The sequence below is a fragment of the Pseudomonas sp. F8002 genome (assembly GCF_013385495.1).
Classification (GTDB): domain Bacteria; phylum Pseudomonadota; class Gammaproteobacteria; order Pseudomonadales; family Pseudomonadaceae; genus Aquipseudomonas.
Genome location: NZ_JACAPW010000015.1, coordinates 157861 through 181307, shown reverse-complemented (window position 1 = coordinate 181307; position 23447 = coordinate 157861). Strand labels below are relative to the sequence as shown.

Annotated in this window: 17 protein-coding genes; 10 read left to right on the top strand and 7 right to left on the bottom strand. The window is 60.9% G+C overall.

Translation table 11 applies throughout. The features are described from left to right. Nucleotides 1-26 precede the first annotated feature (26 nt). The gene (locus HX811_RS12550; protein ID WP_008437594.1) at nt 27-1955 is read right to left on the bottom strand and encodes a transglycosylase SLT domain-containing protein; all 1929 of its coding nucleotides are present in this window, start codon (nt 1953-1955) and stop codon (nt 27-29) included. 212 nt (nt 1956-2167) lie between these two features. Between HX811_RS12550 and HX811_RS12545 the strand changes: the two genes are divergently transcribed. Next, entirely contained in the window at nt 2168-4087 is a 1920-nt protein-coding gene (locus tag HX811_RS12545) for an ATP-binding cassette domain-containing protein (RefSeq protein ID WP_063032268.1), read from the top strand. A 198-nt stretch (nt 4088-4285) separates the two neighbouring features. On the opposite strand, the gene HX811_RS12540 is transcribed toward HX811_RS12545, so the two are convergent. Further along, on the bottom strand, nt 4286-4723 hold the full coding sequence (locus HX811_RS12540; RefSeq protein WP_003218985.1) for a universal stress protein: 438 nt from the start codon (nt 4721-4723) through the stop codon (nt 4286-4288). A gap of 104 nt (nt 4724-4827) precedes the next feature. Here HX811_RS12540 and HX811_RS12535 point away from each other — a divergent pair, with 104 nt between their 5' ends. The 7 genes from HX811_RS12535 (at nt 4828) to HX811_RS12505 (ending at nt 13212) form a co-directional block, all read left to right on the top strand. Next, entirely contained in the window at nt 4828-5265 is a 438-nt protein-coding gene (locus tag HX811_RS12535) for a hypothetical protein (protein WP_003218981.1), read from the top strand. Nucleotides 5266-5717: 452 nt separating this feature from the next. Next, nucleotides 5718-7865: a fatty acid oxidation complex subunit alpha FadB gene (gene fadB / locus HX811_RS12530; RefSeq protein ID WP_177046083.1), complete on the top strand. Its 2148-nt coding sequence runs from the start codon at nt 5718-5720 to the stop codon at nt 7863-7865. 29 nt (nt 7866-7894) lie between these two features. After that, on the top strand, nt 7895-9070 hold the full coding sequence (gene fadA, locus HX811_RS12525; protein WP_177046081.1) for an acetyl-CoA C-acyltransferase FadA: 1176 nt from the start codon (nt 7895-7897) through the stop codon (nt 9068-9070). Between the two features lie 97 nt (nt 9071-9167). Next, the gene (locus tag HX811_RS12520) at nt 9168-9404 is read left to right on the top strand and encodes a DUF1653 domain-containing protein (RefSeq protein ID WP_010176359.1); all 237 of its coding nucleotides are present in this window, start codon (nt 9168-9170) and stop codon (nt 9402-9404) included. Between the two features lie 114 nt (nt 9405-9518). Next, the gene (gene topA, locus HX811_RS12515) at nt 9519-12140 is read left to right on the top strand and encodes a type I DNA topoisomerase (protein ID WP_003218973.1); all 2622 of its coding nucleotides are present in this window, start codon (nt 9519-9521) and stop codon (nt 12138-12140) included. Between the two features lie 127 nt (nt 12141-12267). Next, nucleotides 12268-12789, top strand: coding sequence for a DUF6586 family protein (locus HX811_RS12510; RefSeq protein ID WP_003218971.1), 522 nt, complete (start codon nt 12268-12270; stop codon nt 12787-12789). A 189-nt stretch (nt 12790-12978) separates the two neighbouring features. After that, nucleotides 12979-13212: a hypothetical protein gene (locus HX811_RS12505; RefSeq protein WP_003218969.1), complete on the top strand. Its 234-nt coding sequence runs from the start codon at nt 12979-12981 to the stop codon at nt 13210-13212. A 112-nt stretch (nt 13213-13324) separates the two neighbouring features. On the opposite strand, the gene sulA is transcribed toward HX811_RS12505, so the two are convergent. Further along, entirely contained in the window at nt 13325-13798 is a 474-nt protein-coding gene (gene sulA / locus HX811_RS12500) for an SOS-induced cell division inhibitor SulA (RefSeq protein WP_003218967.1), read from the bottom strand. Nucleotides 13799-13808: 10 nt separating this feature from the next. After that, the gene (gene lexA / locus HX811_RS12495; RefSeq protein ID WP_003172575.1) at nt 13809-14417 is read right to left on the bottom strand and encodes a transcriptional repressor LexA; all 609 of its coding nucleotides are present in this window, start codon (nt 14415-14417) and stop codon (nt 13809-13811) included. A 262-nt stretch (nt 14418-14679) separates the two neighbouring features. Here lexA and psrA point away from each other — a divergent pair, with 262 nt between their 5' ends. Next, a complete protein-coding gene (gene psrA, locus HX811_RS12490; RefSeq protein ID WP_087693656.1) occupies nt 14680-15387 on the top strand; it encodes a transcriptional regulator PsrA in 708 nt (235 codons plus the stop codon). A 182-nt stretch (nt 15388-15569) separates the two neighbouring features. Beyond that, a complete protein-coding gene (gene nagZ / locus HX811_RS12485; protein WP_177046291.1) occupies nt 15570-16568 on the top strand; it encodes a beta-N-acetylhexosaminidase in 999 nt (332 codons plus the stop codon). Between the two features lie 112 nt (nt 16569-16680). Here the strand turns inward: nagZ and HX811_RS12480 are convergent, their stop codons facing one another. From HX811_RS12480 to mfd, 3 genes are read right to left on the bottom strand one after another with little or no spacing between them, the layout of a single operon-like run. Continuing rightward, nucleotides 16681-19371 carry a DEAD/DEAH box helicase gene (locus tag HX811_RS12480; RefSeq protein ID WP_177046079.1) on the bottom strand — a complete coding sequence of 897 codons (2691 nt, stop codon included), beginning with the start codon at nt 19369-19371 and terminating at the stop codon, nt 16681-16683. Between the two features lie 9 nt (nt 19372-19380). Continuing rightward, the gene (locus HX811_RS12475; protein WP_003218957.1) at nt 19381-19950 is read right to left on the bottom strand and encodes a CsiV family protein; all 570 of its coding nucleotides are present in this window, start codon (nt 19948-19950) and stop codon (nt 19381-19383) included. Between the two features lie 11 nt (nt 19951-19961). Then, a complete protein-coding gene (mfd, locus tag HX811_RS12470; RefSeq protein ID WP_087693658.1) occupies nt 19962-23411 on the bottom strand; it encodes a transcription-repair coupling factor in 3450 nt (1149 codons plus the stop codon). Nucleotides 23412-23447 lie beyond the last annotated feature (36 nt).

The window sequence follows — 23447 nt, the reverse complement described above, 5'->3', positions numbered from 1 at the left end:
AAGCTTGTTGCTTGCAGCTGCACCCCTTACTGATCATCAAAATACCGCTCATGCCAGTCCACCAGCGGCTGCGGTGCATTGAGCTTCTGCCCGTAGATCACCGAATAAGACAGCACGTTCTGCACATACTGGCGGGTTTCGTCGAACGGGATGCTTTCCACCCACACATCGAAACTCAGGTGATCGGCGCCGCGCAGCCATTGGCGTACACGGCCCGGGCCGGCGTTGTAGGCGGCGGTGGCGAGCACGCGGTTGCCGTTGAACTGGGCGTGGACCTGGCTCAGGTAGGCGGCGCCGAGCTGGATGTTCTTGTCCGGGTCGAGCACCTGCTGTTGCGAAGCCAGCGGGATGCTGAACTTTCGCGCAGTCTCCTTGGCGGTGCCTGGCATCAGTTGCATCAGGCCGGTGGCGCCGACGCCGGAACGCGCGTCGTCCATGAAGGCGCTTTCCTGGCGGGTGATTGCAAATACCCAGCTGGAATGCACGCCGCGGACCTTGGCTTCGCGCACTAGGGTGTCGCGGTGGGCCATCGGGAAGCGGATGTCCAGGTCGTCCCAGTACTGCGCCTGGCTGATGGTGCGGATCGCCGGGAAGTACCACTTCATGTCGTAGGCCAGCTTGGCCTGGGCGACCATTTCGTCGCGGTTGAAATGCCGGCTGACGTGGTACCACTCGCGGCGGCCATCAACGATCTGGCCACGGGCGTAGAACTCCAGGGCGCGGCGCACGCCCGGTGTGTTGCGTACCTTGTTCATCAGCGCCTGGCTCATCACCAGTGGCTTGTTGTTCAGTTGGTACGGGGACTGGGAGCGATCCGCCGCCAGGAAACCGTAAAAGTCTCGTTCCTTGGCCAGGCCCTTGTACATCACCAGGGCTTGCGGGTTCTTCGGCTCTGCCAGTTCCAGGCTGCGGGCCTGCCAGTAGCGCCAGCGGTTGGTGGTGGCCAAATCCTGGGGCAGCTTGCGGGTCAACTGGTAGGCGTCTTCCCAGCGGGCCAGGCGCAACAGCAGGCGCAGGCGCCATTCGGAAACGGTGTTGTCCCGCAATTCCGGATCGTATTTGGTCATCACGTCGAGGGCACGCGGGTCGTAGCGACGCGCCAGGGTCAGGCCGATTTCCCGGGCGATCGACACTTTTTCGTCACGAGAGAAGTGCATGCTGCTGGCATAACCGTCGAGCAGGGCCATGGCCTTGTCCGGGTCCTGGCGTGCCAGGCGGCGCAGGCCAAGGCCTACGGCATCGGACATGGCTTCGTTGGCCGGCAGGAAGCGCGATGGGTCGCCGAGCATGTCGGGCTTCTGTGCCACGTCCACCATCAGGCGGCCCTGGGCGCCGAGGGTCGGTAGGGTCTTCACCAGGCTGTTGGCCAGCGGATAGTTGCGGGCTTCGGCGGCCAGCTTGGCGCGGTCCCAGATTTTCTGTTCGGTCAGTTGGCCGTCGGCGGCCCACTGGCCAAAGGTGGCATCACAGGCCGCAGGCTGGGATTTACCGGTCAGCCACAGCTTCTCGGTGGTTTTATAGCCTTCGGCTTTTTGGTTGTGGGTCAGCTGGAATTGGCCATGGAGGCAGTCCAGTTCGACGAAATTGAGTTTGGCGTCGTAGTACTTTTCAAAGGTTTGCCAGTCGCCACGGTCGGCCAGCCAGCGCAACCAGCGCAGTTTCATCCAGTTGGCCTGGGGCAGGTCGCCGTTTTTGGCGAGGAATTGTTCGATCTCCTCGTTGCTGGCGGTTTTCAGTCGTGCGGTGAGCTCGTCGTAGGCGAGGTACGGCGTCAACGGGTAGTCGGCCAGGGCCTGGCTGTATTGGAAATACGGGCCGCTGTCGCCTTTGGCGAGGGCTCGTTTGGCTTCATCGTAATATTGACGTTGGGTGGTGAGGTCCACGGCCTGGGCGGATTGAACGGCGGTGGCAGAAAGAAGCAGACAAGATAAAAAGCTGAAAAGGCGACTGCGCATGAGACGTCCGTGCAGAGGAATCTGGACTAGTGCCGACGTCGCCGACACTGATTGCCCCTAGCTTAGCCTTTTGCCCGCAACCGGTGAAAGCTTTGCCGGTCGCTTCGTTCAAGTTCATCTGAAATGTCCAACAGAACGTGTCAGCGGCGAAAATGCCGGCCGCCTCGAGCCCTAAGTCAGGTAGAATGCGCGCCCAGTTTTTGGAGAAGCGTATGACCCTGCTCAAATTCAGCGATGTGTCCCTTGCTTTCGGCGCTATGCCGTTGTTGGACAAGGTGTCCTGGCAGATCGCCCGTGGTGAGCGGGTGTGCATCATCGGCCGCAACGGCACCGGCAAGTCCAGCATGATGAAGCTGGTAAAAGGCGACCAGAAGCCTGATGACGGCTCTGTCTGGCGCGCCCCGGGCCTCAAGATTGGCGAATTGCCGCAAGAATTGCCGGTGGCCGACGGACGGACAGTGTTCGACGTGGTTGCCGAAGGCCTCGATGGCGTGGGCGCACTGCTCGCCGAATACCATCACCTGGCACAGAACTGCGTCACCGAAGAGGACCTGGACAAGTTGATGCACGTCCAGCAAGACCTCGAAGCCCGCGACGGCTGGCGCTTGCAGCAATTGGTCGACAGCACCTTGAGTCGCCTGCAACTGCCCGCCGACAAGACCCTCGCCGAATTGTCCGGCGGCTGGCGTCGCCGCGTCCTGCTGGCCCAGGCCCTGGTTTCCGAACCGGATCTGTTGCTGCTCGACGAACCGACCAACCACCTGGACATCGGCGCAATCGCCTGGCTTGAAGAAGCCCTCAAGGATTTCCAGGGCGCCGTGCTGTTCATCACGCACGACCGTTCCTTCCTGCAGAACCTGGCAACCCGCATCCTCGAGCTGGACCGTGGTGGCCTGATCGACTGGAACGGCGACTACGCCAGTTTCCTGGTGCACAAGGAAGCCGCGCTGTCTGCGGAAGAAACCGCCAATGCCCTGTTCGATAAGAAGCTGGCCCAGGAAGAAGTCTGGATCCGCCAGGGCATCAAGGCCCGCCGCACCCGTAACGAAGGCCGCGTACGTGCCCTCAAAGCCCTGCGCGTCGAGCGCAGCGAGCGCCGTGAACGCACCGGCAAGGCCAATATCCAGCTGGACACCGCCGACAAGTCGGGCAAGCAAGTGATGGTGCTGGAAAACGTCAGCTTCCATCACCCGGACGGCCCGTTCCTGATCAAGGACTTCTCCATGGTCCTGCAGCGCGGCGACCGTATCGGCCTGCTCGGCGCCAACGGTACCGGCAAGACCACCTTGCTCAAGCTGATGCTCAACGGTTTGCAACCGACCAGCGGCACCGTGGAAGAGGGCACCCGCATCGACGTGGCCTACTTCGACCAGTTGCGCCACCAGTTGGACCTGGAAAAAACCGTGATCGACAACGTCGCCGAAGGTCGCGACTTTATCGACATCGACGGCCAGAGCCGCCACGTGCTGAGCTACCTGGGCGACTTCCTGTTCAGCCCGCAGCGTGCACGTACGCCGGTCAAGGCCTTGTCCGGTGGTGAGCGTGCGCGCCTGCTGCTGGCCAAGTTGTTCAGCAAGCCAGCCAACCTGCTGGTACTCGACGAACCGACCAACGACCTCGACGTGGAAACCCTGGAACTGCTGGAAGAGGTCCTGCTGACCTTCAATGGCACCGTGCTGATGGTCAGTCACGACCGGGCATTCCTTGACAACGTGGTCACCAGCACCCTGGTCTTCGAAGGTGAAGGCAAGGTGCGTGAATACGTCGGTGGTTACCAGGACTGGCTGCGCCAGGGCGGCTCGCCGCGCCTGCTGGGCGTGACCGAGAGCAAGTCCGGCAAGGCTGACTTGACCTCGGCCGTGGTTGCTCCAGTGGCTGCTGCTCCGGCACCAGCCCAGGAAGCACCTGCTGCGAAGAAGAAGCTCAGCTACAAGCTGCAACGTGAGCTGGAAGCACTGCCGGGTGATATCGACGCCAAGGAACAGCAGATTGCTGCCGTTGAAGCTGAAATGGCTGACGCGGGTTTCTACCTGCGTCCGGCTGCAGAAACCGCCAAGGTGATTGCATCCCTCGAGCAGCTTAACAGCGAGCTTGAAGCCCTGGTTGAACGCTGGGCCGAGCTGGATGCCTGAGTGATTCAAGCGCAATAAAAAACCCGGCGCTCATTTGTATGAGCGCCGGGTTTTTTGTATGAAACGCGGTTCAGATGTGGGAGCGGGCTTGCTCGCGAATGCGGTGTGTCAGTCCATATATTTGTCGACTGATCCACCGCTTTCGCGAGCAAGCCCGCTCCCACACAAGCCCGCTCCCACATTGGATTGCCGTTGGTCTTACGAGCTCTTGACCAGTTTCACGGCCAGCACATCGCAAGGTGCGCCGTGCAGCACGTCATTGGCGGTGGAGCCCAGCAGCAAGGCCAGGCCGTGACGGCCGTGGCTGCCGACCACGATCAGGTCGCAACCTTGCTCCTTGGCCAGGTGGTGGATTTCCTGGCGCGGCTGGCCGTAGGTCAGGTGGCTCTGGTCTTTTTTCAGGGCAGGGTACTTGTTGATCAGCCGGTCAAGGCGTTCCTTGGCCTGGTCGAACTGCTGCTGTTGCAGTTGGGAAAGGTCCATCGGCACATCGCCGCCAAAGGCCATGGCCATCGGTTCGACGATATGCACCAGGGACAGCTTCACCGAGTCGCCTGCAAGGCCTACGGCCCGCTTGATCACGGGGTCGCATTCTTCGGTCAGGTCCACGGCGACCAGAATATGTTCGTAGGGCATGAGGAGTCCTCCAAGGGAAAGCGATAAGTTCAGTATGGCTGGTTTCAAGCGGATGGGGTTGCGTCAGGTCAAATCCGCTCATCAAGAAATTCGGGAGTACACATATGACGGTCTGGATAGTGGTGTCAATCCTTGCGCTGGTTTTAAGCCCCCTGGCGTGGCTGCGTCCTTCGCGCCATTCGAGCGGGCGCATGGCTTTGCGCATGGAGGCGCGGCGCATTGGCCTGGCCATGCAACTGACGCCCCAGGAATGGCCACACTGGCTCAAGCACGAGCCGCCAAGCCCGTGTGCCCAGTATCACCGGCCACGGCGTGGCACCACGCGGGTGACCTGGAGTTACTGGCAGTTGGAGCCGGGGGTTTGGGTCAATCAGTGGCAGGAAACCTGCGTCGATGAAAAGTTGTTGCCACATTTTGCGACGCTGCCGGCGAACGTCTACAAAGTCGAAGCCGACAAGCAAATGATCACCCTGTACTGGGGCGAGAAGGGCGAGTTGAGCGTGTTGCAGGACATTGACGCGGTGCTCAAGGCGCTGGCCTGAGATTCCTGCGGGCATTAAAAAGCCCGAAAGCATCATCGGGCTGGAGTTGGCCAGGCAGGCCGGTAATTCGTTTTACGTGCCGCTAGCCTAGCCGCATATTCGGTTCTGTACAGCCCTTTAAATCAAAATTCACATTATTGATTTCGCGAATGATTAAGCATTGGCGGGGCGATGCCGGCTGCCCCGGGTTCTGAAATGACTGAAAAGTCGCGTTTTTGCGGCCCTTTCGAGCGATTGACAATTCTTCGGATTTGGCTGAAGGTGACGTACCCAAATCAAACGGGCGTATGAATTGAGCGTTTGTCTTTCAGACCGTTCGTACAGAATCCCGACTATCGCGTTGGCGGGTGTGCCTGGCAAATTGGCGTTAGCATCGACGGAAACGTCAGTGCCTACGCTGAATCCTGCGTCCGACGTGTACTGTTCAGCTTCCATATCGTGGAGATCAGTTGATGATTTACGAAGGTAAAGCCATCACGGTTAAGGCTCTTGAAAGTGGCATCGTCGAATTGAAATTCGACCTCAAGGGTGAGTCCGTCAACAAGTTCAACCGTCTAACCCTGAATGAATTGCGTCAGGCCGTAGACACCATCAAAGCAGATGCTTCGGTCAAGGGCGTGATCGTCTCCAGCGGCAAGGACGTGTTCATCGTCGGCGCTGACATCACCGAATTCGTCGACAACTTCAAGCTGCCTGATGCCGAGCTTGTGGCTGGCAACCTCGAAGCCAACAAGATTTTCAGCGATTTCGAAGACCTCAACGTGCCGACCGTTGCCGCGATCAATGGCATCGCCCTGGGCGGCGGTCTGGAAATGTGCCTGGCCGCCGACTTCCGCGTGATGTCTGCCACCGCGAAAATCGGCCTGCCGGAAGTCAAGCTGGGCATCTACCCAGGCTTCGGCGGTACCGTGCGCCTGCCGCGCATCATCGGTGCCGACAATGCCATCGAGTGGATTGCCGCCGGCAAGGAAAACCGTGCTGAAGACGCGCTGAAAGTCGGCGCCGTGGATGCTGTGGTGACTCCCGACAAGCTGGCAGAAGCCGCGCTGAACCTGATCAAGGGCGCCATCAGCGGCGAATTTGACTACAAGGCCAAGCGTCAGCCAAAGCTGGAAAAACTCAAGCTCAACGCCATCGAACAGATGATGTCGTTCGAAACCGCCAAGGGTTTCGTGGCTGGCCAGGCCGGCCCGAACTACCCGGCGCCGGTTGAAGCGATCAAGACCATCCAGAAGGCCGCGAACTTCGGTCGCGACAAAGCCCTGGAAGTCGAAGCTGCCGGCTTCGTCAAACTGGCCAAGACCTCTGCCGCGCAGAGCTTGATCGGTCTGTTCCTGAACGATCAGGAACTGAAGAAAAAGGCCAAGGCCTACGACGAAATCGCTCGCGACGTGAAACAGGCTGCCGTACTCGGCGCCGGTATCATGGGCGGCGGTATCGCCTATCAGTCGGCGTCCAAAGGCACGCCGATCCTGATGAAAGACATCAACGAGCACGGCATCGAGCAGGGTCTGGCAGAAGCCGCGAAGCTGCTGGTAGGCCGCGTTGATAAAGGCCGCATGACTGCAGCGAAAATGGCTGAAGTGCTTAACGGCATTCGTCCGACCCTGTCCTACGGTGATTTCGGCCACGTCGACCTGGTGGTCGAAGCGGTTGTCGAGAACCCGAAGGTCAAGCAGGCGGTACTGGCTGAAGTTGAAGCCCAGGTGAAAGAAGACACGATCCTGGCGTCCAACACCTCGACCATTTCCATCACCTTGCTGGCCAAGGCCCTCAAGCGTCCGGAAAACTTCGTCGGCATGCACTTCTTCAACCCGGTGCACATGATGCCGCTGGTGGAAGTGATCCGTGGCGAGAAGTCCAGCGAGCTGGCCGTTGCCACCACCGTTGCCTACGCCAAGAAAATGGGCAAGAACCCGATCGTCGTCAATGACTGCCCGGGCTTCCTGGTCAACCGCGTACTGTTCCCGTACTTCGGCGGTTTCGCCAAGCTGGTCAGCGCCGGTGTGGACTTCGTGCGCATCGACAAGGTCATGGAAAAATTCGGCTGGCCAATGGGCCCGGCGTACCTGATGGACGTGGTCGGCATCGACACCGGCCACCACGGTCGCGACGTAATGGCTGAAGGCTTCCCGGACCGCATGAAAGACGACCGCCGCTCGGCGATCGACGCGCTCTACGAAGCCAAGCGCCTGGGCCAGAAGAATGGCAAGGGCTTCTACGCCTACGAGACCGACAAGAAGGGCAAGCAGAAGAAAGTGGCCGACCCATCGGTTCACGAAGTACTCGCGCCGGTCATCTACGAACAGCGTGAAGTGTCCGACGAGGACATCGTCAACTGGATGATGATCGCCCTGTGCCTGGAAACCGTGCGCTGCCTGGAAGACGGCATTGTTGAAACCGCAGCCGAGGCCGACATGGGCCTGGTCTACGGTATTGGTTTCCCTCCATTCCGTGGTGGTGCGCTGCGTTACATCGATTCCATCGGTGTGGCCGAGTTCGTTGCCCTGGCTGATCAATACGCTGATCTGGGCCCGCTGTACCACCCGACTGCGAAGCTGCGCGAGATGGCCAAGAACGGCCAGAGCTTCTTCGGTTAAGTGCCCAGACGACTAGAGCGAGAATATTTATGAGCTTGAATCCAAGAGACGTCGTGATTGTCGACTTCGGTCGTACTCCGATGGGCCGCTCCAAGGGCGGCATGCACCGCAACACCCGTGCCGAAGACATGTCGGCGCACCTGATCAGCAAATTGCTGGAACGCAACGTCAAGGTCGACCCGAACGAAGTCGAAGACGTGATCTGGGGCTGCGTCAACCAGACCCTGGAGCAGGGCTGGAACATCGCCCGCATGGCTTCCCTGATGACGCAGATCCCGCACACCGCTGCCGGCCAGACCGTCAGCCGCCTGTGTGGCTCGTCCATGAGCGCGCTGCACACCGCTGCCCAAGCGATCATGACCGGTAACGGTGATGTGTTCGTGGTCGGCGGCGTGGAGCACATGGGCCACGTCAGCATGATGCACGGTGTCGATCCGAACCCGCACATGTCCCTGTACGCGGCGAAAGCCTCGGGCATGATGGGCCTCACCGCTGAAATGCTCGGCAAAATGCACGGCATTACCCGCGAAGCCCAGGATGCATTCGGCCTGCGTTCCCACCAGTTGGCCCACAAGGCAACCGTGGAAGGCAAGTTCAAGGATGAAATCATCCCGATGAACGGCTACGACGAGAACGGTTTCCTGAAACTGTTCGACTACGACGAAACCATTCGTCCGGACACCACCCTGGAAAGCCTGGCGTCCCTGAAGCCGGCCTTCAATCCAAAGGGCGGCACCGTGACAGCCGGTACTTCGTCGCAGATCACTGACGGTGCTTCGTGCATGATCGTGATGTCGGCCCAGCGTGCCCAGGACCTGGGCATCCAGCCGATGGCCGTGATTCGTTCGATGGCAGTCGCAGGTGTGGACCCGGCAATCATGGGCTATGGTCCAGTACCGGCCACACAAAAAGCATTGAAGCGCGCAGGCTTGACTATCTCCGACATCGACTTCTTCGAGCTCAACGAAGCTTTCGCCGCACAGGCCCTGCCAGTGCTGAAAGATTTGAAAGTGCTCGACAAGATGAACGAGAAGGTTAACCTGCACGGCGGCGCGATTGCCTTGGGTCACCCGTTTGGGTGTTCCGGCGCTCGTATCTCCGGCACGTTGCTGAACGTGATGAAGCAAAATGGCGGCAACCTTGGGGTTGCGACCATGTGCATTGGCCTCGGCCAAGGCATCTCCACCGTCTTCGAACGTATCTAAACGTTTCGTTGACGGAAGCCGGGGCCCAGTGCCCCGGTTTTTGTTTTTTGGAATTTTTTATATTTTTTTTTAACAAATTTTGTAAGAGGGCCAGAGCATGAAAGTCGAACCAGGGCTCTACCAGCATTATAAAGGTCCGCAGTACCGCGTTTTTAATGTGGCGCGGCATTCCGAGACCGAAGAGGAAGTGGTGTTTTACCAAGCACTGTATGGCGATTACGGCTTTTGGGTGCGTCCCTTGAGCATGTTCCTGGAGACCGTCGAAGTTGACGGCGAACAGGTCCCGCGCTTTGCTTTGATCCAGGTCGAACCCAGCCTTTTTTCCGCGCAATAAAGGCAGGCCGCGCAGAATGCTGCGCTTGACCTCACCTTGTTGCCACTATATATAGCGTTGCCGCGTCAGGCGCCAACCGCCTTTCACTTCTCGAATTCAGGAATTTTCCGATCCATGGGCAAATCGCTGGTCATTGTGGAATCCCCGGCTAAGGCCAAGACCATCAACAAGTACTTGGGTAACGAGTACGTGGTGAAGTCGAGTATCGGCCATATCCGAGACCTGCCCACCAGCGGTTCGGCTAGCGCCAGCAAGGAGCCTGCCGCCAAGCGTGGCAAGGCGGCTGCGGGCGAAGGTCCGGTGCTCACGCCTAAAGAGAAAGCGCGCAAGCAGCTGGTCTCGCGCATGGGTGTCGATCCCGATCATGGCTGGAAAGCCAAGTACGAGATCCTCCCGGGCAAGGAAAAGGTCATCGAAGAGCTGCGCCGGCTCGCCAAGGATGCTGACACCATCTATCTCGCAACCGACTTGGACCGCGAAGGGGAGGCTATTGCCTGGCACCTGCGGGAAGCCATCGGGGGTGACGACAGCCGCTACAAGCGCGTGGTGTTCAACGAAATTACCAAGAAGGCGATCCAGGAAGCCTTCTCCAAGCCGGGCGAACTGGACATTGACCGCGTCAATGCCCAACAGGCGCGTCGCTTCCTCGACCGCGTCGTGGGTTACATGGTCTCGCCGCTGCTGTGGGCGAAAATCGCCCGTGGCCTGTCCGCCGGCCGTGTGCAGTCTGTGGCGGTAAAGCTGGTGGTGGAGCGTGAACGCGAGATTCGTGCGTTCAACCCCGAAGAATACTGGGAAGTGCACGCTGACCTGGGCACTGCCAAGGGCAACAACGTGCGCTTTGAAGTGGCCCGCGAGAAAGGCGAGGCCTTCAAGCCGCTCAACGAAGCCCAGGCCATGGCCGCGCTGGAGAAGCTCAAGGCTTCCAGCTACAGCATCGTCAAGCGTGAAGACAAGCCCACCAGCAGCAAGCCGTCGGCGCCGTTCATCACCTCCACCCTGCAACAGGCCGCGAGCAACCGCCTGGGCTTCGGGGTGAAGAAGACCATGATGATGGCCCAGCGCCTGTATGAAGCGGGCTACATCACGTATATGCGTACCGACTCCACCAACCTGTCGCAAGACGCGGTGGCGATGGCGCGTACTTATATTGAAAGCGAGTTCGGCAAGAAGTACCTGCCGGAGAAGCCGAACGTCTATAGCAGCAAGGAAGGCGCACAAGAGGCTCACGAAGCGATTCGTCCCTCCGACGCCAATACCGAGCCAAGCAAGCTGAGCGGCATGGAGCGCGACGCTGAGCGCCTCTACGAGCTGATCTGGCGCCAGTTCCTGGCTTGCCAGATGCTGCCGGCGCAATACCTGTCGACGACTGTCAGCGTGGGTGCTGGTGACTTCGAGCTGCGTGCCAAGGGCCGTATCCTCAAGTTCGACGGTTACACCCGCGTAATGCCGCAAATCGCCAAGCCGGGCGACGACGATGTGCTGCCTGACATGGCTCAGGGCGATGTGTTGAAGCTGATCAAGCTCGACCCGTCCCAGCACTTCACCAAGCCGCCGGCGCGTTATTCGGAAGCGAGCCTGGTCAAGGAGATGGAAAAACGCGGTATCGGTCGTCCTTCGACCTATGCGGCGATCATTTCCACCATCCAGGACCGCGGCTACGTCGCCTTGCACAACCGTCGTTTCTACTCGGAAAAGATGGGCGACATCGTCACCGAGCGCCTGTCCGAGAGCTTCTCCAACCTGATGGACTACGGCTTCACCGCCGGCATGGAAGAGAACCTCGATGACGTGGCCCAGGGCGAACGCGACTGGAAAAACGTGCTCGACGAGTTCTACGGCGACTTCAAGAAGAAACTCGAAGTGGCTGAAAGCGCCGAGAACGGCATGCGGGCCAACCAGCCGGTGATGACGGACATTCCGTGCCTCACTTGCGGCCGCCCGATGCAGATTCGTACCGCCTCCACCGGTGTGTTCCTCGGTTGCTCGGGTTACAGCCTGCCGCCGAAAGAGCGCTGCAAGGCCACCGTCAACCTGGTGCCGGGCGATGAAATCGCGGCCGATGACGAGGGTGAATCCGAGTCTCTGGTATTGCGTGGCAAGCACCGTTGCCCGATCTGCAGCACGGCAATGGATGCCTACCTGCTGGACGAGAAGCACAAGCTGCACATCTGCGGTAACAACCCGGATTGCAACGGCTACGAGATCGAAGAAGGCACTTACCGCATCAAGGGCTACGAAGGCCCGAGCCTGGAATGCGACAAGTGCGGCAGCGAGATGCAGCTCAAGACCGGCCGTTTCGGCAAGTTCTTCGGTTGCACCAACCCGACGTGCAAGAACACCCGCAAACTGCTGAAAAGCGGTGACGCAGCGCCGCCGAAGATGGACCCGGTGAAGATGCCTGAGCTCAAGTGCGAGAAGGTCAACGACACCTACATCCTGCGTGATGGCGCTTCGGGGCTGTTCCTGGCTGCCAGCCAGTTCCCGAAAAACCGTGAGACCCGTGCACCGCTGGTGATGGAGATCGTGCCCCACAAGGACGAGATCGATCCGAAGTACCACTTCCTCTGTGAAGCGCCGAAGAAGGACCCGGACGGTCGCCCGTCCGTAATCCGCTACAGCCGCAAGACCAAGGAGCAGTACGTGCAGACCGAAGTGGAAGGCAAGCCTACCGGCTGGAAAGCGTTCTACGACGGTGGCAAGTGGAAGGTCGAGGACAAGCGCCAGGGCGCTTGATACGATCAGCTACATGCACAAAGGCCGCCTTGATAGGCGGCCTTTTTTTTGCGCTTGCAGTGGCCTTGGCTGATCCGTGACACTGTTCAGCCAGCATCACGCCTTATTCGTTGTGGAGACTGCCTTCATGGCCAACGAACTCTATACCCGTACCAACCAGAAAATTTACTTCGCGGGTTTGTCCCTGGAAGCCCTTGGCCGTGCCGAGGAAGGAAAGGAGATGAACGCTATCGCGCTGGTACAGGCCGGGCGTGAAGCCGCGCTGTTCCACCTGTATGGCGCCTTGCTTGGCTTGTGCCATGAGATTGCCGGGTTCTACCGTCTGCCGCAGGCCGGCTCGCCGCGTGCGGAAATGATCATCCACCGGGATGTGCTGGAGTCCATGGCCATCCCGGAGTTGGCCGAACTGGTGGAGATGGCGCAAAGCCCGGACAGTTGGCTGGCGCGCTTGCTGGTAGCCCACGCGGAGATGTTCCAGCCGCCACGGGTGAAGCACACGCCCAAAGGCGATGTGACCCAGCCGCTGATCGTGGCCGTAAGCCTGGACGAAGAAGGACCCGAGCCGTTGAGCCGGGAAGAGCTGGAAAGCTGGCGGCAGGAGCTGAAGAAGTTGGCCATTCGGTTTCGGGATGGATTGAACGAGTGTTGAAGGCTTCTCGCTGACGCCTACCGCTCTTAGTTGCGAGGGAGCTTGCTCCCGCTGGGTTGCGAAGCAGCCCCAAGGCTTTTCAGGCCTGGCAGTGTCAGCTGTCGGAGGGCCGCGGCTCAGCCCAATGCGGGCAAGCCCGCTCGCCACAAGACTGATATAATGCCGGCCTTTCGTGGAGAACAGACTTTTATGCCAACGTCCTTTCTGGAAATTGTTGAGTTGCCCGACGGCCGAATCGAGCTGCGCCGGGCTGAGGACGAGGGTTCTCTGGTGATCTTGGATTTTTCCGAGGACGCAAAAGCGTTCCTGCAGGGCCAGCACGTGGAAGTGGCAAAAGCCATGTTGAGCGTAGGTGTGCAGATGGCTGGGCGCCTGGCTGAAGGCGAACCGGAAAAGGAAGACGGCCCGCGGATTCTTCACTGAGTCCGTCTGTCGACTTTTTTACAGGCTTCAATTGTGCAGATCGGCTTCTCAATTCTGAAGAAGCCTCGCGTCATGGCGGATCCTGACAGCTGTCAGTTACCCGCGTATCGTTTTATCCCAACCGAATGTTCAAGCTTTGCGCATCACCTGTGCGGGCGGCGCTGATCAGTTGCTGCCTGGCCGCTGTGGTCAGCGGGTTCAGCCAGCTGACCACCGTATGGCTACGGCCCAGGCGCAAGGCTTCGCAGGTCAACTGCTGGGCGCTTTGAGCACCACGGGGTTGCAGCAACAGGATGCGTTCGCGGTTCAGGCCGGCATCCCGCAACCAGGCCTGGGTCAGGCTGGACGGCGGGGCGATCAGCGTCAGCCAGCGGGCGTCCTGTTCCTCGCTCAATTCGCGAAGGATCGGCGCCAACAGGCTCAGGCAGTTCCCGGCAGCACCGCGCAACGACAGTTCACTGAACGCCTCGGGTTCGGCGCTCCAGGGCGCTTCGACCACTTCCTTGAGGATGGGCGCAAGGGGCTGGGCCATAAAGGCCTCAAACAGCGACAGTTGAGTGTGTTGTGGGGTCTGTAGGAACTGCATGATGCCTCCGTTAGCGGCGAATAACGCCGACGCTCAAGCCTTCAATCACCAGGTCCTGATCCTTCAGGTTCACTTCAATCGGCGCGAATTCGGGGTTCTCGGCCAGGAGCCAGACCTTGCTGCCTTCGCGCTTGAAGCGTTTGACCGTCACTTCATCGCCGATACGGGCGACGACGATCTGGCCATTGCGAGCTTCACGTGTGGTGTGGACGGCCAGCAGGTCGCCGTCGAAAATGCCCACGTCCTTCATGCTCATGCCATGGACCCGCAACAGGTAGTCGGCACGGGGATGGAAGAAGGTCGGGTTGATGTTGCAGGATTCCTCGACGTGCTGTTGCGCCAGGATCGGCGCACCGGCTGCGACGCGGCCGATGATCGGCAGTGTCGACTCGTCGGCCTTGGCTTCGAAGCCAGGGATGCGAATACCGCGTGAAGCACCCGGGGTCATCTCGATCGCGCCTTTGCGGGCGAGGGCCTTGAGGTGTTCTTCAGCGGCGTTGGGCGACTTGAATCCCAGTTCCAGCGCAATTTCCGCTCGGGTCGGCGGGTAGCCGTTGTCATCGAGGCAGCGCTTGATAAAAGCCAGAATCTCAGCTTGGCGTGGCGTCAGTTTTAGCATGTTGATCGCTCTGTCTTTTTATACAGTGACTGGGATTATATACAGTGGACTGCGCTTGGCAATCACCGTTTTCAGTCACTCCGCTGGACGGTCGTTTGTCATACGTCCTACAGGCCGAAAACAGCACTGCCTACAGACCTTGGCGAATGTGATTAAATGGCCATGAAATCGGTGACCGACCAGCCGCAAAGCGACCTGCAGGCTTGACAAGACACAGCTTGAAACGTATGTTTCAAACAAGTGTTTGTCAGGCGGAGTAGCCATGGCCCAGTCGGAAACCGTTGAACGCATTCTCGATGCTGCCGAGCAGTTGTTCGCGGAAAAAGGATTTGCTGAAACTTCATTGCGGCTGATTACCAGCAAGGCCGGGGTCAACCTGGCGGCAGTGAACTACCATTTCGGCTCCAAGAAGGCGCTGATCCAGGCCGTGTTCTCACGTTTCCTGGGGCCTTTCTGCATCAGCCTCGACCGTGAGCTGGAACGTCGCCAGGCCAAGCCTGAAAACAAGCCAAGCCTGGAAGACCTGCTGGAGATCCTCGTCGAACAAGCCCTGGTGGTTCAGCCACGCAGCGGCAACGACCTGTCGATCTTCATGCGCCTGTTGGGCCTGGCGTTCAGCCAGAGCCAGGGCCACCTGCGCCGCTATCTGGAAGACATGTACGGCAAGGTGTTCCGCCGCTATATGTTGCTGGTCAACGAAGCCGCCCCGCGTATCCCGCCAATCGAACTGTTCTGGCGCGTGCACTTCATGCTCGGTGCCGCGGCATTCAGCATGTCCGGGATCAAGGCACTGCGTGCGATTGCCGAGACCGACTTCGGCGTCAACACCTCCATCGAGCAGGTCATGCGCCTGATGGTGCCGTTTCTCGCCGCCGGCATGCGTGCCGAAACCGGCGTCACCGACCAGGCCATGGCCGCCGCCCAATTGCGCCCGCGCAGCAAGTCAGCACCGGTCCCGGCCAAGGTTTAACCCCTCCCGGGTGTGCGCGGCCGCTTGCATCCGCTAAGCTAGCCGCCCATGCCGATTTCAGCTATTTATCCACAGCCCGTTGCGCTCGCTGAGCGTCCGTCTCCAGGTTCAATCCTGGCGATGCGATCTCGCGGGGGCTTCGGGCTGCGTGCGTTATTTAAGGAAGCTATATGACCCAAGCCCTGCAAGGCTCTTTGATGGTGGACGTTGCCGGCACCTGGCTGACGGCTGAGGATCGCCACTTGTTGCGTCAGCCCGAGGTGGGCGGCCTGATCATTTTTGCACGCAATATCGAGCATCCTCGGCAGGTGCGTGAATTGAGCGCGGCGATTCGCGCCGTGCGCCCGGACCTGTTGCTGGCGGTCGATCAGGAAGGCGGCCGAGTGCAACGCTTGCGTCAGGGGTTTGTGCGTCTGCCGGCGATGCGTGCCTTGGCCGACAACCCGAATGCGGAGCAACTGGCCGAGCAGTGCGGTTGGATCATGGCAACCGAAGTGCTGGCGGTTGGCCTGGACCTGAGCTTCGCCCCGGTGCTGGACCTCGATTACCAACGCAGCGCCGTTGTGGGCACTCGCGCCTTCGAAGGCGACCCCGAGCGCGCCGCCGTGCTCGCGGGCGCCTTCATCCGTGGCATGAACAGCGCCGGTATGGCGGCCACCGGCAAGCACTTCCCCGGCCACGGCTGGGCCGAAGCCGATTCCCACGTCGCCATTCCCAACGACGAGCGCAGCCTGGAACAGATTCGCACCAATGACCTGGTGCCTTTCGCGCGCCTGAGCAAGCAACTGGCAGCCGTCATGCCGGCCCATGTGATTTATCCACAAGTGGACGCGCAACCGGCCGGCTTCTCCCGGCGCTGGTTGCAGGACATCCTGCGTGGCGAGTTGCAGTTCGACGGGGTGATCTTCAGTGACGACCTGTCGATGGCCGGCGCCCATGTGGTGGGTGATGCCGCCAGCCGTATCGAAGCGGCGCTGACTGCCGGTTGCGACATGGGCCTGGTGTGCAACGACCGCGCGGCCGCCGAGCTGGCCCTGAGTGCTGCCCAGCGCATGAAGGTCACTCCGTCGGCGCGTATCGCGCGGATGCGTGGCCAGGCGGTGGCGTCGACCGAGTACAAGCAGGATCCGCGTTGGTTGGCGGCATTGAGTGCGCTGCGGGATGCTCAGTTGATCGACTGACAACTGCGGTGCGCCCTTCGCGAGCAAGCCCGCTCCCACATCCGACCGCATTCCTCCAGGGTATATGCGGTCAAATGTTGGAGCGGGCTTGCTCGCGAAGGCGATCTAACAGTCAGCGCTTTTCCTGCTTATGAGGCAACGGCGCAAACAACGCCTCGATATCCTCATTCCCCAACTTCCAATCTCCCGTCGTCCGCCCATCCAGAACGCCCGCCGCCAGATCAGACTTTTCCTGCTGCAAATGCTGGATTTTCTCTTCCACGGTGCCCCGGGCAATCATCTTGTACACAAATACCGGCTTCTCCTGGCCGATGCGATACGCACGGTCGGTGGCCTGGTTCTCCGTGGCCGGGTTCCACCACGGGTCGTAGTGAATCACCGTGTCGGCTTCCGTCAGGTTAAGTCCGACGCCGCCTGCCTTCAGGCTGATCAGGAAGATCTGCAGCTTGCCGCTCTGGAAGTCTTTCACCGGCGTGCGCCGATCCCGCGTCTGACCGGTAAGCAGCGCATAAGCCACGCCACGCTTCTTCAACTCGGCCTCGATCAGGCTCAGCATCGAAGTGAACTGGGAAAACAGCAGAATCCTGCGGCCTTCGGCAAACAGCTCTTCGAGCATCTCCATCAAGCTGTCGAGTTTGCCCGAGCTACTGCCCTTTGCCGGCAGGGTTGCATCATTGACCAAGCGTAAATCACAGCACACCTGGCGCAACTTGAGCAGCGCCTCCAGGATGATGATCTGGCTGCGCGCCACACCCTTGCGGGTAATCTCGTCGCGGACTTTCTTGTCCATCGCCAGGCGCATGGTTTCGTACACGTCGCGTTGGGCTTCGTTGAGGTCGACCCAGTGGATGATCTCGGTCTTGGGCGGCAGCTCGGTCGCCACCTGCTCCTTGGTGCGACGCAGCAGGAACGGCTTGATCCGACCATTAAGGTGCTGCAATCGCACATCGCTGCCGCGCTTTTCGATCGGTACGCGGTAATCGCGGTTGAAGCTCTTCACGTCCCCCAGCCAACCCGGCAGCAGGAAGTGGAACAGCGACCACAGCTCGCCCAAGTGGTTTTCCAGCGGTGTACCGCTGAGGCACAGGCGCTGGCGGGCGTTCAGCTCGCGGGCCGCCTGGGCCGCCTTGCTGTTGGGGTTCTTGATGTACTGCGCTTCGTCAAGGATCAGCACGTGCAAGGGCAGGGCGGCCAGTTGCTCGATGTCCTTGGGCAGCAGGGCGTAGGTGGTCAGCAGCAGGTCGTAGTCCTGCAACTGAGGGAAATGTTTCTTGCGCCCCGCGCCGTACAACGCCATGACTTTGAGCTGCGGCGTGAAGTGCGCCGCTTCGTCGAGCCAGTTCGGGATCAGGCTGGTGGGCATCACCACCATGCACGGGCGGTCCAGGCGTCCGGCGATTTTCTCGCTGAGAATATGCGCCAGGGTTTGCAGGGTTTTGCCCAGGCCCATGTCATCCGCGAGAATCCCGCCGACGTCGAGTTGGCGCAGCGACTGCATCCAGCTCAGGCCTTCCAGTTGATAAGGGCGCAACGTTGCGTTCAAGCCTTCCGGCGCTTCGCAGCTGAAATCCTTGATGTCCCGCAGGCGCTGGGCGAAGTTGCGGATCTTTTCGCCGCCTTCCCATTGCAGCGGCAGGTCTTCCAGCGGGTTCAGGCGAATCGCGTCGGCCTTGGCCAGGCGCAGCGCGGTGGTGCCGGGCTCTTGCAGGTAGAACTCGCCCAGGGTCGCCAGTACCGGTTTCAGCCGGCCATAAGGCAGCGCCACTTGCAGCGGGCCGTGGCCGTTGGGCAGGCCGGGAATGTTCACCAGGATCAGTTCGTCATCACGGCGCCGCGCGAGTTTTTCCGGGTTGAGGATCTCGGTGTGAGAGCGCATCAGGTTCAACAGGATCGGCAGCAAACTCAGGCGTTCGCCGTTGACGATGATGCCCAGCTCCAGGTCGAACCAGTCGCGCTCCGGCATCTCATCGACGCTGGCGTACCAGTCGTCGACGGCGCTCAGGTCAAAACCGAAATCTTCGTCGATCTGCAATTCCCAGCCCTGGGCGCGCAGGGTGGGTGACGCATTCAAGGTGAAGTTCAGCCACGCGCTGTCATTGACCATCTCGAACAGCTCGCCGGCGCTTTCCGGCAGGGCCTTGCTCTGGCGGGTGGCGATCTTGAAGCCCAGCAGGCGCAGCTGTTCGCGAAACTGCTGCTCCACCTCGGGGTGGCGCTTGATCCGCAGGCTCTGTTGTTCCTGGCGCACGATAATGTCGGCGTTCTTCTGGCCGCTGACGTAGTTGCCCAAATAGTTGAAGGACAACGCCGCGCGATGCTGGATATAACGCTGCATCTTGCCGTTGCGCGGTTCGAAGGCACTGAACTCGATACTCGCCAGCCACAGGCGCGGCACCGGTTGCACGTCTTCCATCACCACTTGCGGCAACACCACGCGGTTATCCAGCACCGCCTGGAGCTTCTCCAGCAACTCGGCATCCTGGGCCGCCGCCGGGTAGGCCAGGGTTTCCTGGACCTTGAGCAGCACGGCGGCGATGTGTTTGCAGTTGGTGTGCACGGGGCACGTGCAGCGGCTGTCCACCAGGATCAACGTGCCCTTGGCGGATTCGCGCAGCGAAATGGTCTGGCGGTAGACATTGCCACCCGAGCCTTCGCAGCTGGCAATGATGGTGCTGTCGCCGGACTCGACGATACGCACGCGGTTTTCCAGGGCGTAGCGTCGGCCACGCTCGAGGCTTTGCTCTTTAAAGCGATTGGCCCACGAAGGGGCCAGGGGTTTGGTCAACGACGACGTCAGGGGCATGGTGCTGGATCAGTCCTGGACATCGGGCGGTGGAGCGCTGGGCGGCTTGGCGGTCAGCGAAGTGATCTTGATCAGCAGGGCGAGGTGGCCGCCGTCCAGGTAGTTGAGCTGGTTGTTCTTGGTGCGCACGTCTTGCTGGCTGAGGTGTTCGCTGGCGATGACGCTGCCGTTGGCGTCGAACTGGTTGACCCAGAAGTCTGCGTCGATATCGGTAAAGCGTCCAAGCTGCAGGTTCAGGGTACCTTCGATGGGGAACTGGCCGAACTGTTCCTGGCCATCGCTGATGGCCAGCTTCACCGGTTGCTCACCGAGATTCTGTTCCCAGGACTTGTGCAGCAATACGGTGTAGTCGCTGCTGGCTTGCAGCTTCTCGACAATATTGCCCAGTCGTGGCGGGCTCATTTTGTCAGTCCCCAGGCGTGGTGCACCGGCGTCCCAGTTTTCCGGCGCCGCACGGCTGTTGATCACCGGCTCGGCGTTCTGGCGCACCAGGATCATCTCCACCAGGTACGGGCTGTCGGCGAACGCCGAAGGCGCAACGACCACCAACAACAAGCTCAAAATGCGGAACAGGCGCATTGGGGCGTCCTTCAAGCAGATTTCGGGATGAGGCGCTCAAACAGCGCCTCCAGTGTATTAAAGCGTTCTTCGGCGCGTTCCATCGGCACCATGAATTTGAACAGCGTAGCCCCTTCGAACTTGTAGCGATTGGGCTGGCCCTGAATCAGCTTGATCAGCACCAATGGGTCCACCGGCGTCTGCGCTTCGAACTCGATACGCCCGCCTTGCGGGCCGGCGTCGACCTTCTTGATGCCCAGTTGCTCCGCCTGCAATTTGAGCAGGGTCAGGCGCACCAGGTTCTTGGTCGGCTCCGGCAACAGGCCGAAGCGATCGATCATCTCCACTTGAAGGTCCTTGAGACCTTCTTCGTCGGTGGCCGAGGCGATGCGCTTGTACAGGATCAGTCGCGCATGCACATCCGGCAGGTAGTCTTCGGGGATCAGCGCCGGCAGGCGCAGGTTGATCTCCGGGCCGCCACCCAGCGGTTGGTCGAGGTTCGGTTGTTCGCCCTTGCGGATGGACTTCACTGCGCGCTCGAGCATTTCCATATACAGGGTGAAGCCGACGGCCTGGATCTGCCCGCTCTGGCCGTCGCCCAGCAGTTCGCCGGCGCCGCGGATTTCCAGGTCGTTGGTGGCCAGCACAAAGCCGGCGCCGAGGTCCTGGGTGTTGGCGATCGCTTCCAGGCGCTTCTCGGCGTCGGAAGTGATCTGCTGGCGCGGCGGTGTCAGCAGATAGGCATACGCCTGGTGGTGACTGCGCCCGACCCGGCCGCGCAGCTGGTGCAGCTGCGCCAGGCCGAACTTGTCGGCGCGCTCGATGATGATGGTGTTGGCGCTCGGCACGTCGATGCCGGTCTCGATGATGGTCGAGGCGATCAGCACGTTGAAGCGCTTGTGATAGAAGTCGCTCATCACCTGTTCGAGTTCGCGCTCGCGCATCTGCCCGTGGCCGATGGCGATCCGTGCTTCCGGCACCAGTTCGGCGAGGTCGGCGGCGCATTTCTCGATGGTTTTTACATCGTTGTGCAGGTAGTACACCTGGCCGCCGCGCAGCAACTCGCGCAGCAGGGCTTCCTTGACCGTGCTTTTGTTCTGCTCCATGACGAAGGTGCGCACCGACAACCGGCGCGCCGGCGGCGTGGCGATGATCGACAGGTCGCGCATGCCCGACACCGCCATGTTCAGCGTGCGCGGAATCGGCGTGGCGGTGAGCGTCAGGATGTCGACTTCACTGCGCAGGGCCTTGAGCTGTTCTTTCTGGCGAACCCCGAAGCGGTGCTCTTCGTCGATGATCACCAGCCCGAGGTTCTTGATCTTCACGTCATCCGACAGCAGCTTGTGAGTGCCGATGACAATGTCGATCTTGCCTTCCGCCAGGTCGGCGATGGCCGCATTCACTTCCTTGGCCGATTTGAAGCGGCTCATCACCTCCACAGTCACCGGCCAGTCGGCAAAGCGGTCGCGAAAGCTGTTGTAGTGCTGCTGGGCGAGCAGGGTGGTGGGGACGAGGATCGCCACTTGGCGGCCACCGTGCACCGCAATAAACGCTGCGCGCATTGCCACTTCGGTCTTGCCGAAGCCCACGTCGCCGCACACCAGGCGGTCCATCGGCTTGGGCGCCAGCATGTCGGCGCGCACGGCGTCGATGGTGGTTTGCTGGTCCGGGGTTTCTTCGAAGGCGAAGCCGGCGCTGAAGGTGGCGTAGTCGGCTTTTGGGTCGGCAAACGCATAACCTTCGCGGGCGGCGCGGCGGGCGTAGATGTCGAGCAACTCGGCGGCCACATCGCGTACCTGTTCGGCGGCCTTGCGCTTGGCTTTCTGCCAGGTCTCGGAGCCCAGGCGGTGCAGCGGCGCGAGGGCGTCGTCGCTGCCGGTGTAGCGGGCGATCAGGTGCAGGTTGGCCACGGGCACGTAGAGCTTGGCGCCCTCGGCGTATTCCATGGTGAGGAATTCGGCGGCCTGGTTGTCGATCTCCAGGGTCTGCAGGCCCAGGTAACGGCCCACGCCGTGGTCGATATGCACCACCGGCGCGCCTTCGCGCAGCTCGGTGAGGTTCTTGATCACCGCATCGTTGTTGGCATCGGCGCGCTTTTCCCGGCGGCGGCGCTGCATCACCCGCTGACCGAACAGCGGGCTCTCGGCAATCAGTGCCAGGGCCGGGTCGTCCAGCAGCAGCCCTTCGTCCAGCGGTGCGATGGTGATCGCCAGGCGATCCTTGCTCGCGACAAAGTCCGGCCAGCTGTCGACGGTTTTCGGCCGCAGCTTCAGGCGTTCCAGCAACTCCAGCAGCACCTCGCGGCGCCCGGCGGACTCGGCGGTAAACAGCACGCGGCCGGGGAAGTCACCGAGGAAATTCGACAGCGCTTCCAGCGGCTGGTTAGCCTTGGCTTCAATCGCCAGGTTCGGCAGCGCTTGCGCCGGAAAGCGCTCGCGGCCGGCGCCTGCATCCACGTCCTGCTGGCTGGCGACTACCCGCGGCCAGTTTTTCAGGCGGGCGAAGCAGTCTTCCACCGGCAGGAACAGCTCGGCCGGTGGCAATAAAGGACGGGACGGGTCGACGCGGCGTTCTTCATAACGGTTGCGCACGTCATTCCAGAAATTCTCCGCTGCCTGTTCGATGCCTGGCAGCGAGAACACCTGGGTGTCCTGGGGCAGGTAATCGAAGAGCGTGGAGGTTTCGTCGAAGAACAGCGGCAGGTAGTACTCGATACCGGCGGGGGTAATCCCGCTGCTCAAGTCCTGGAAGATCGGGCAGCGACGGAAATCCACGTCGAAGCGCTCGCGGAAACGTGCCTTGAAGCGCGTGACCGCGTCTTTTTGCAGCGGGAACTCCCGGGCCGGCAGCAGCTTGATCGACTGCACCTTGTCGATGGAGCGCTGGTTTTCCGGATCGAAGGTGCGCAGGGTTTCGATTTCGTCGTCGAACAGGTCGATCCGGTAGGGCAGTTTGCTGCCCATCGGGAACAGGTCGATCAACGCGCCACGCACGGCGAACTCACCGTGCTCGTACACCGTGTCGACGCAGCGATAGCCGCTGGCCTCAAGCCGGGTGCGCATTTGCTCCACATCGAGCTTCTGGCCGATATCCAGCACCAGGCTGCTGCCCAGCAGGAACTTGGTCGGTGCCAGGCGGTGCAGGGCCGTGGTGATCGGCACCACCAGCACGCCGTGGGCCAGTTCCGGCAAGCGGTACAGGCTGGCGATGCGCTGGGAAATGATGTCCTGGTGCGGCGAGAACAGATCGTAGGGCAGGGTTTCCCAGTCCGGAAAATGCAGTACCGGCAAATCGGGGGCGAAGAAACTCAGCTCCTGTTCCAGCCGCTCGGCACTTTGGCTGTCGGCGGTGAGCAGCAGGGTAAAGCGCTTGGCAGCGCTGGCAGCCTCGGCGATGGCCAGGCTCAGGGCGGCACCGGGCAGATTGCCCCAGTGCTGTTTACCTGCCGCGGCAGGGAGAAGCGGTAGACGCAGAACGGGCACGGAAGGTTGAGCTCCAAGCGTTGCGACAAAGTCGGT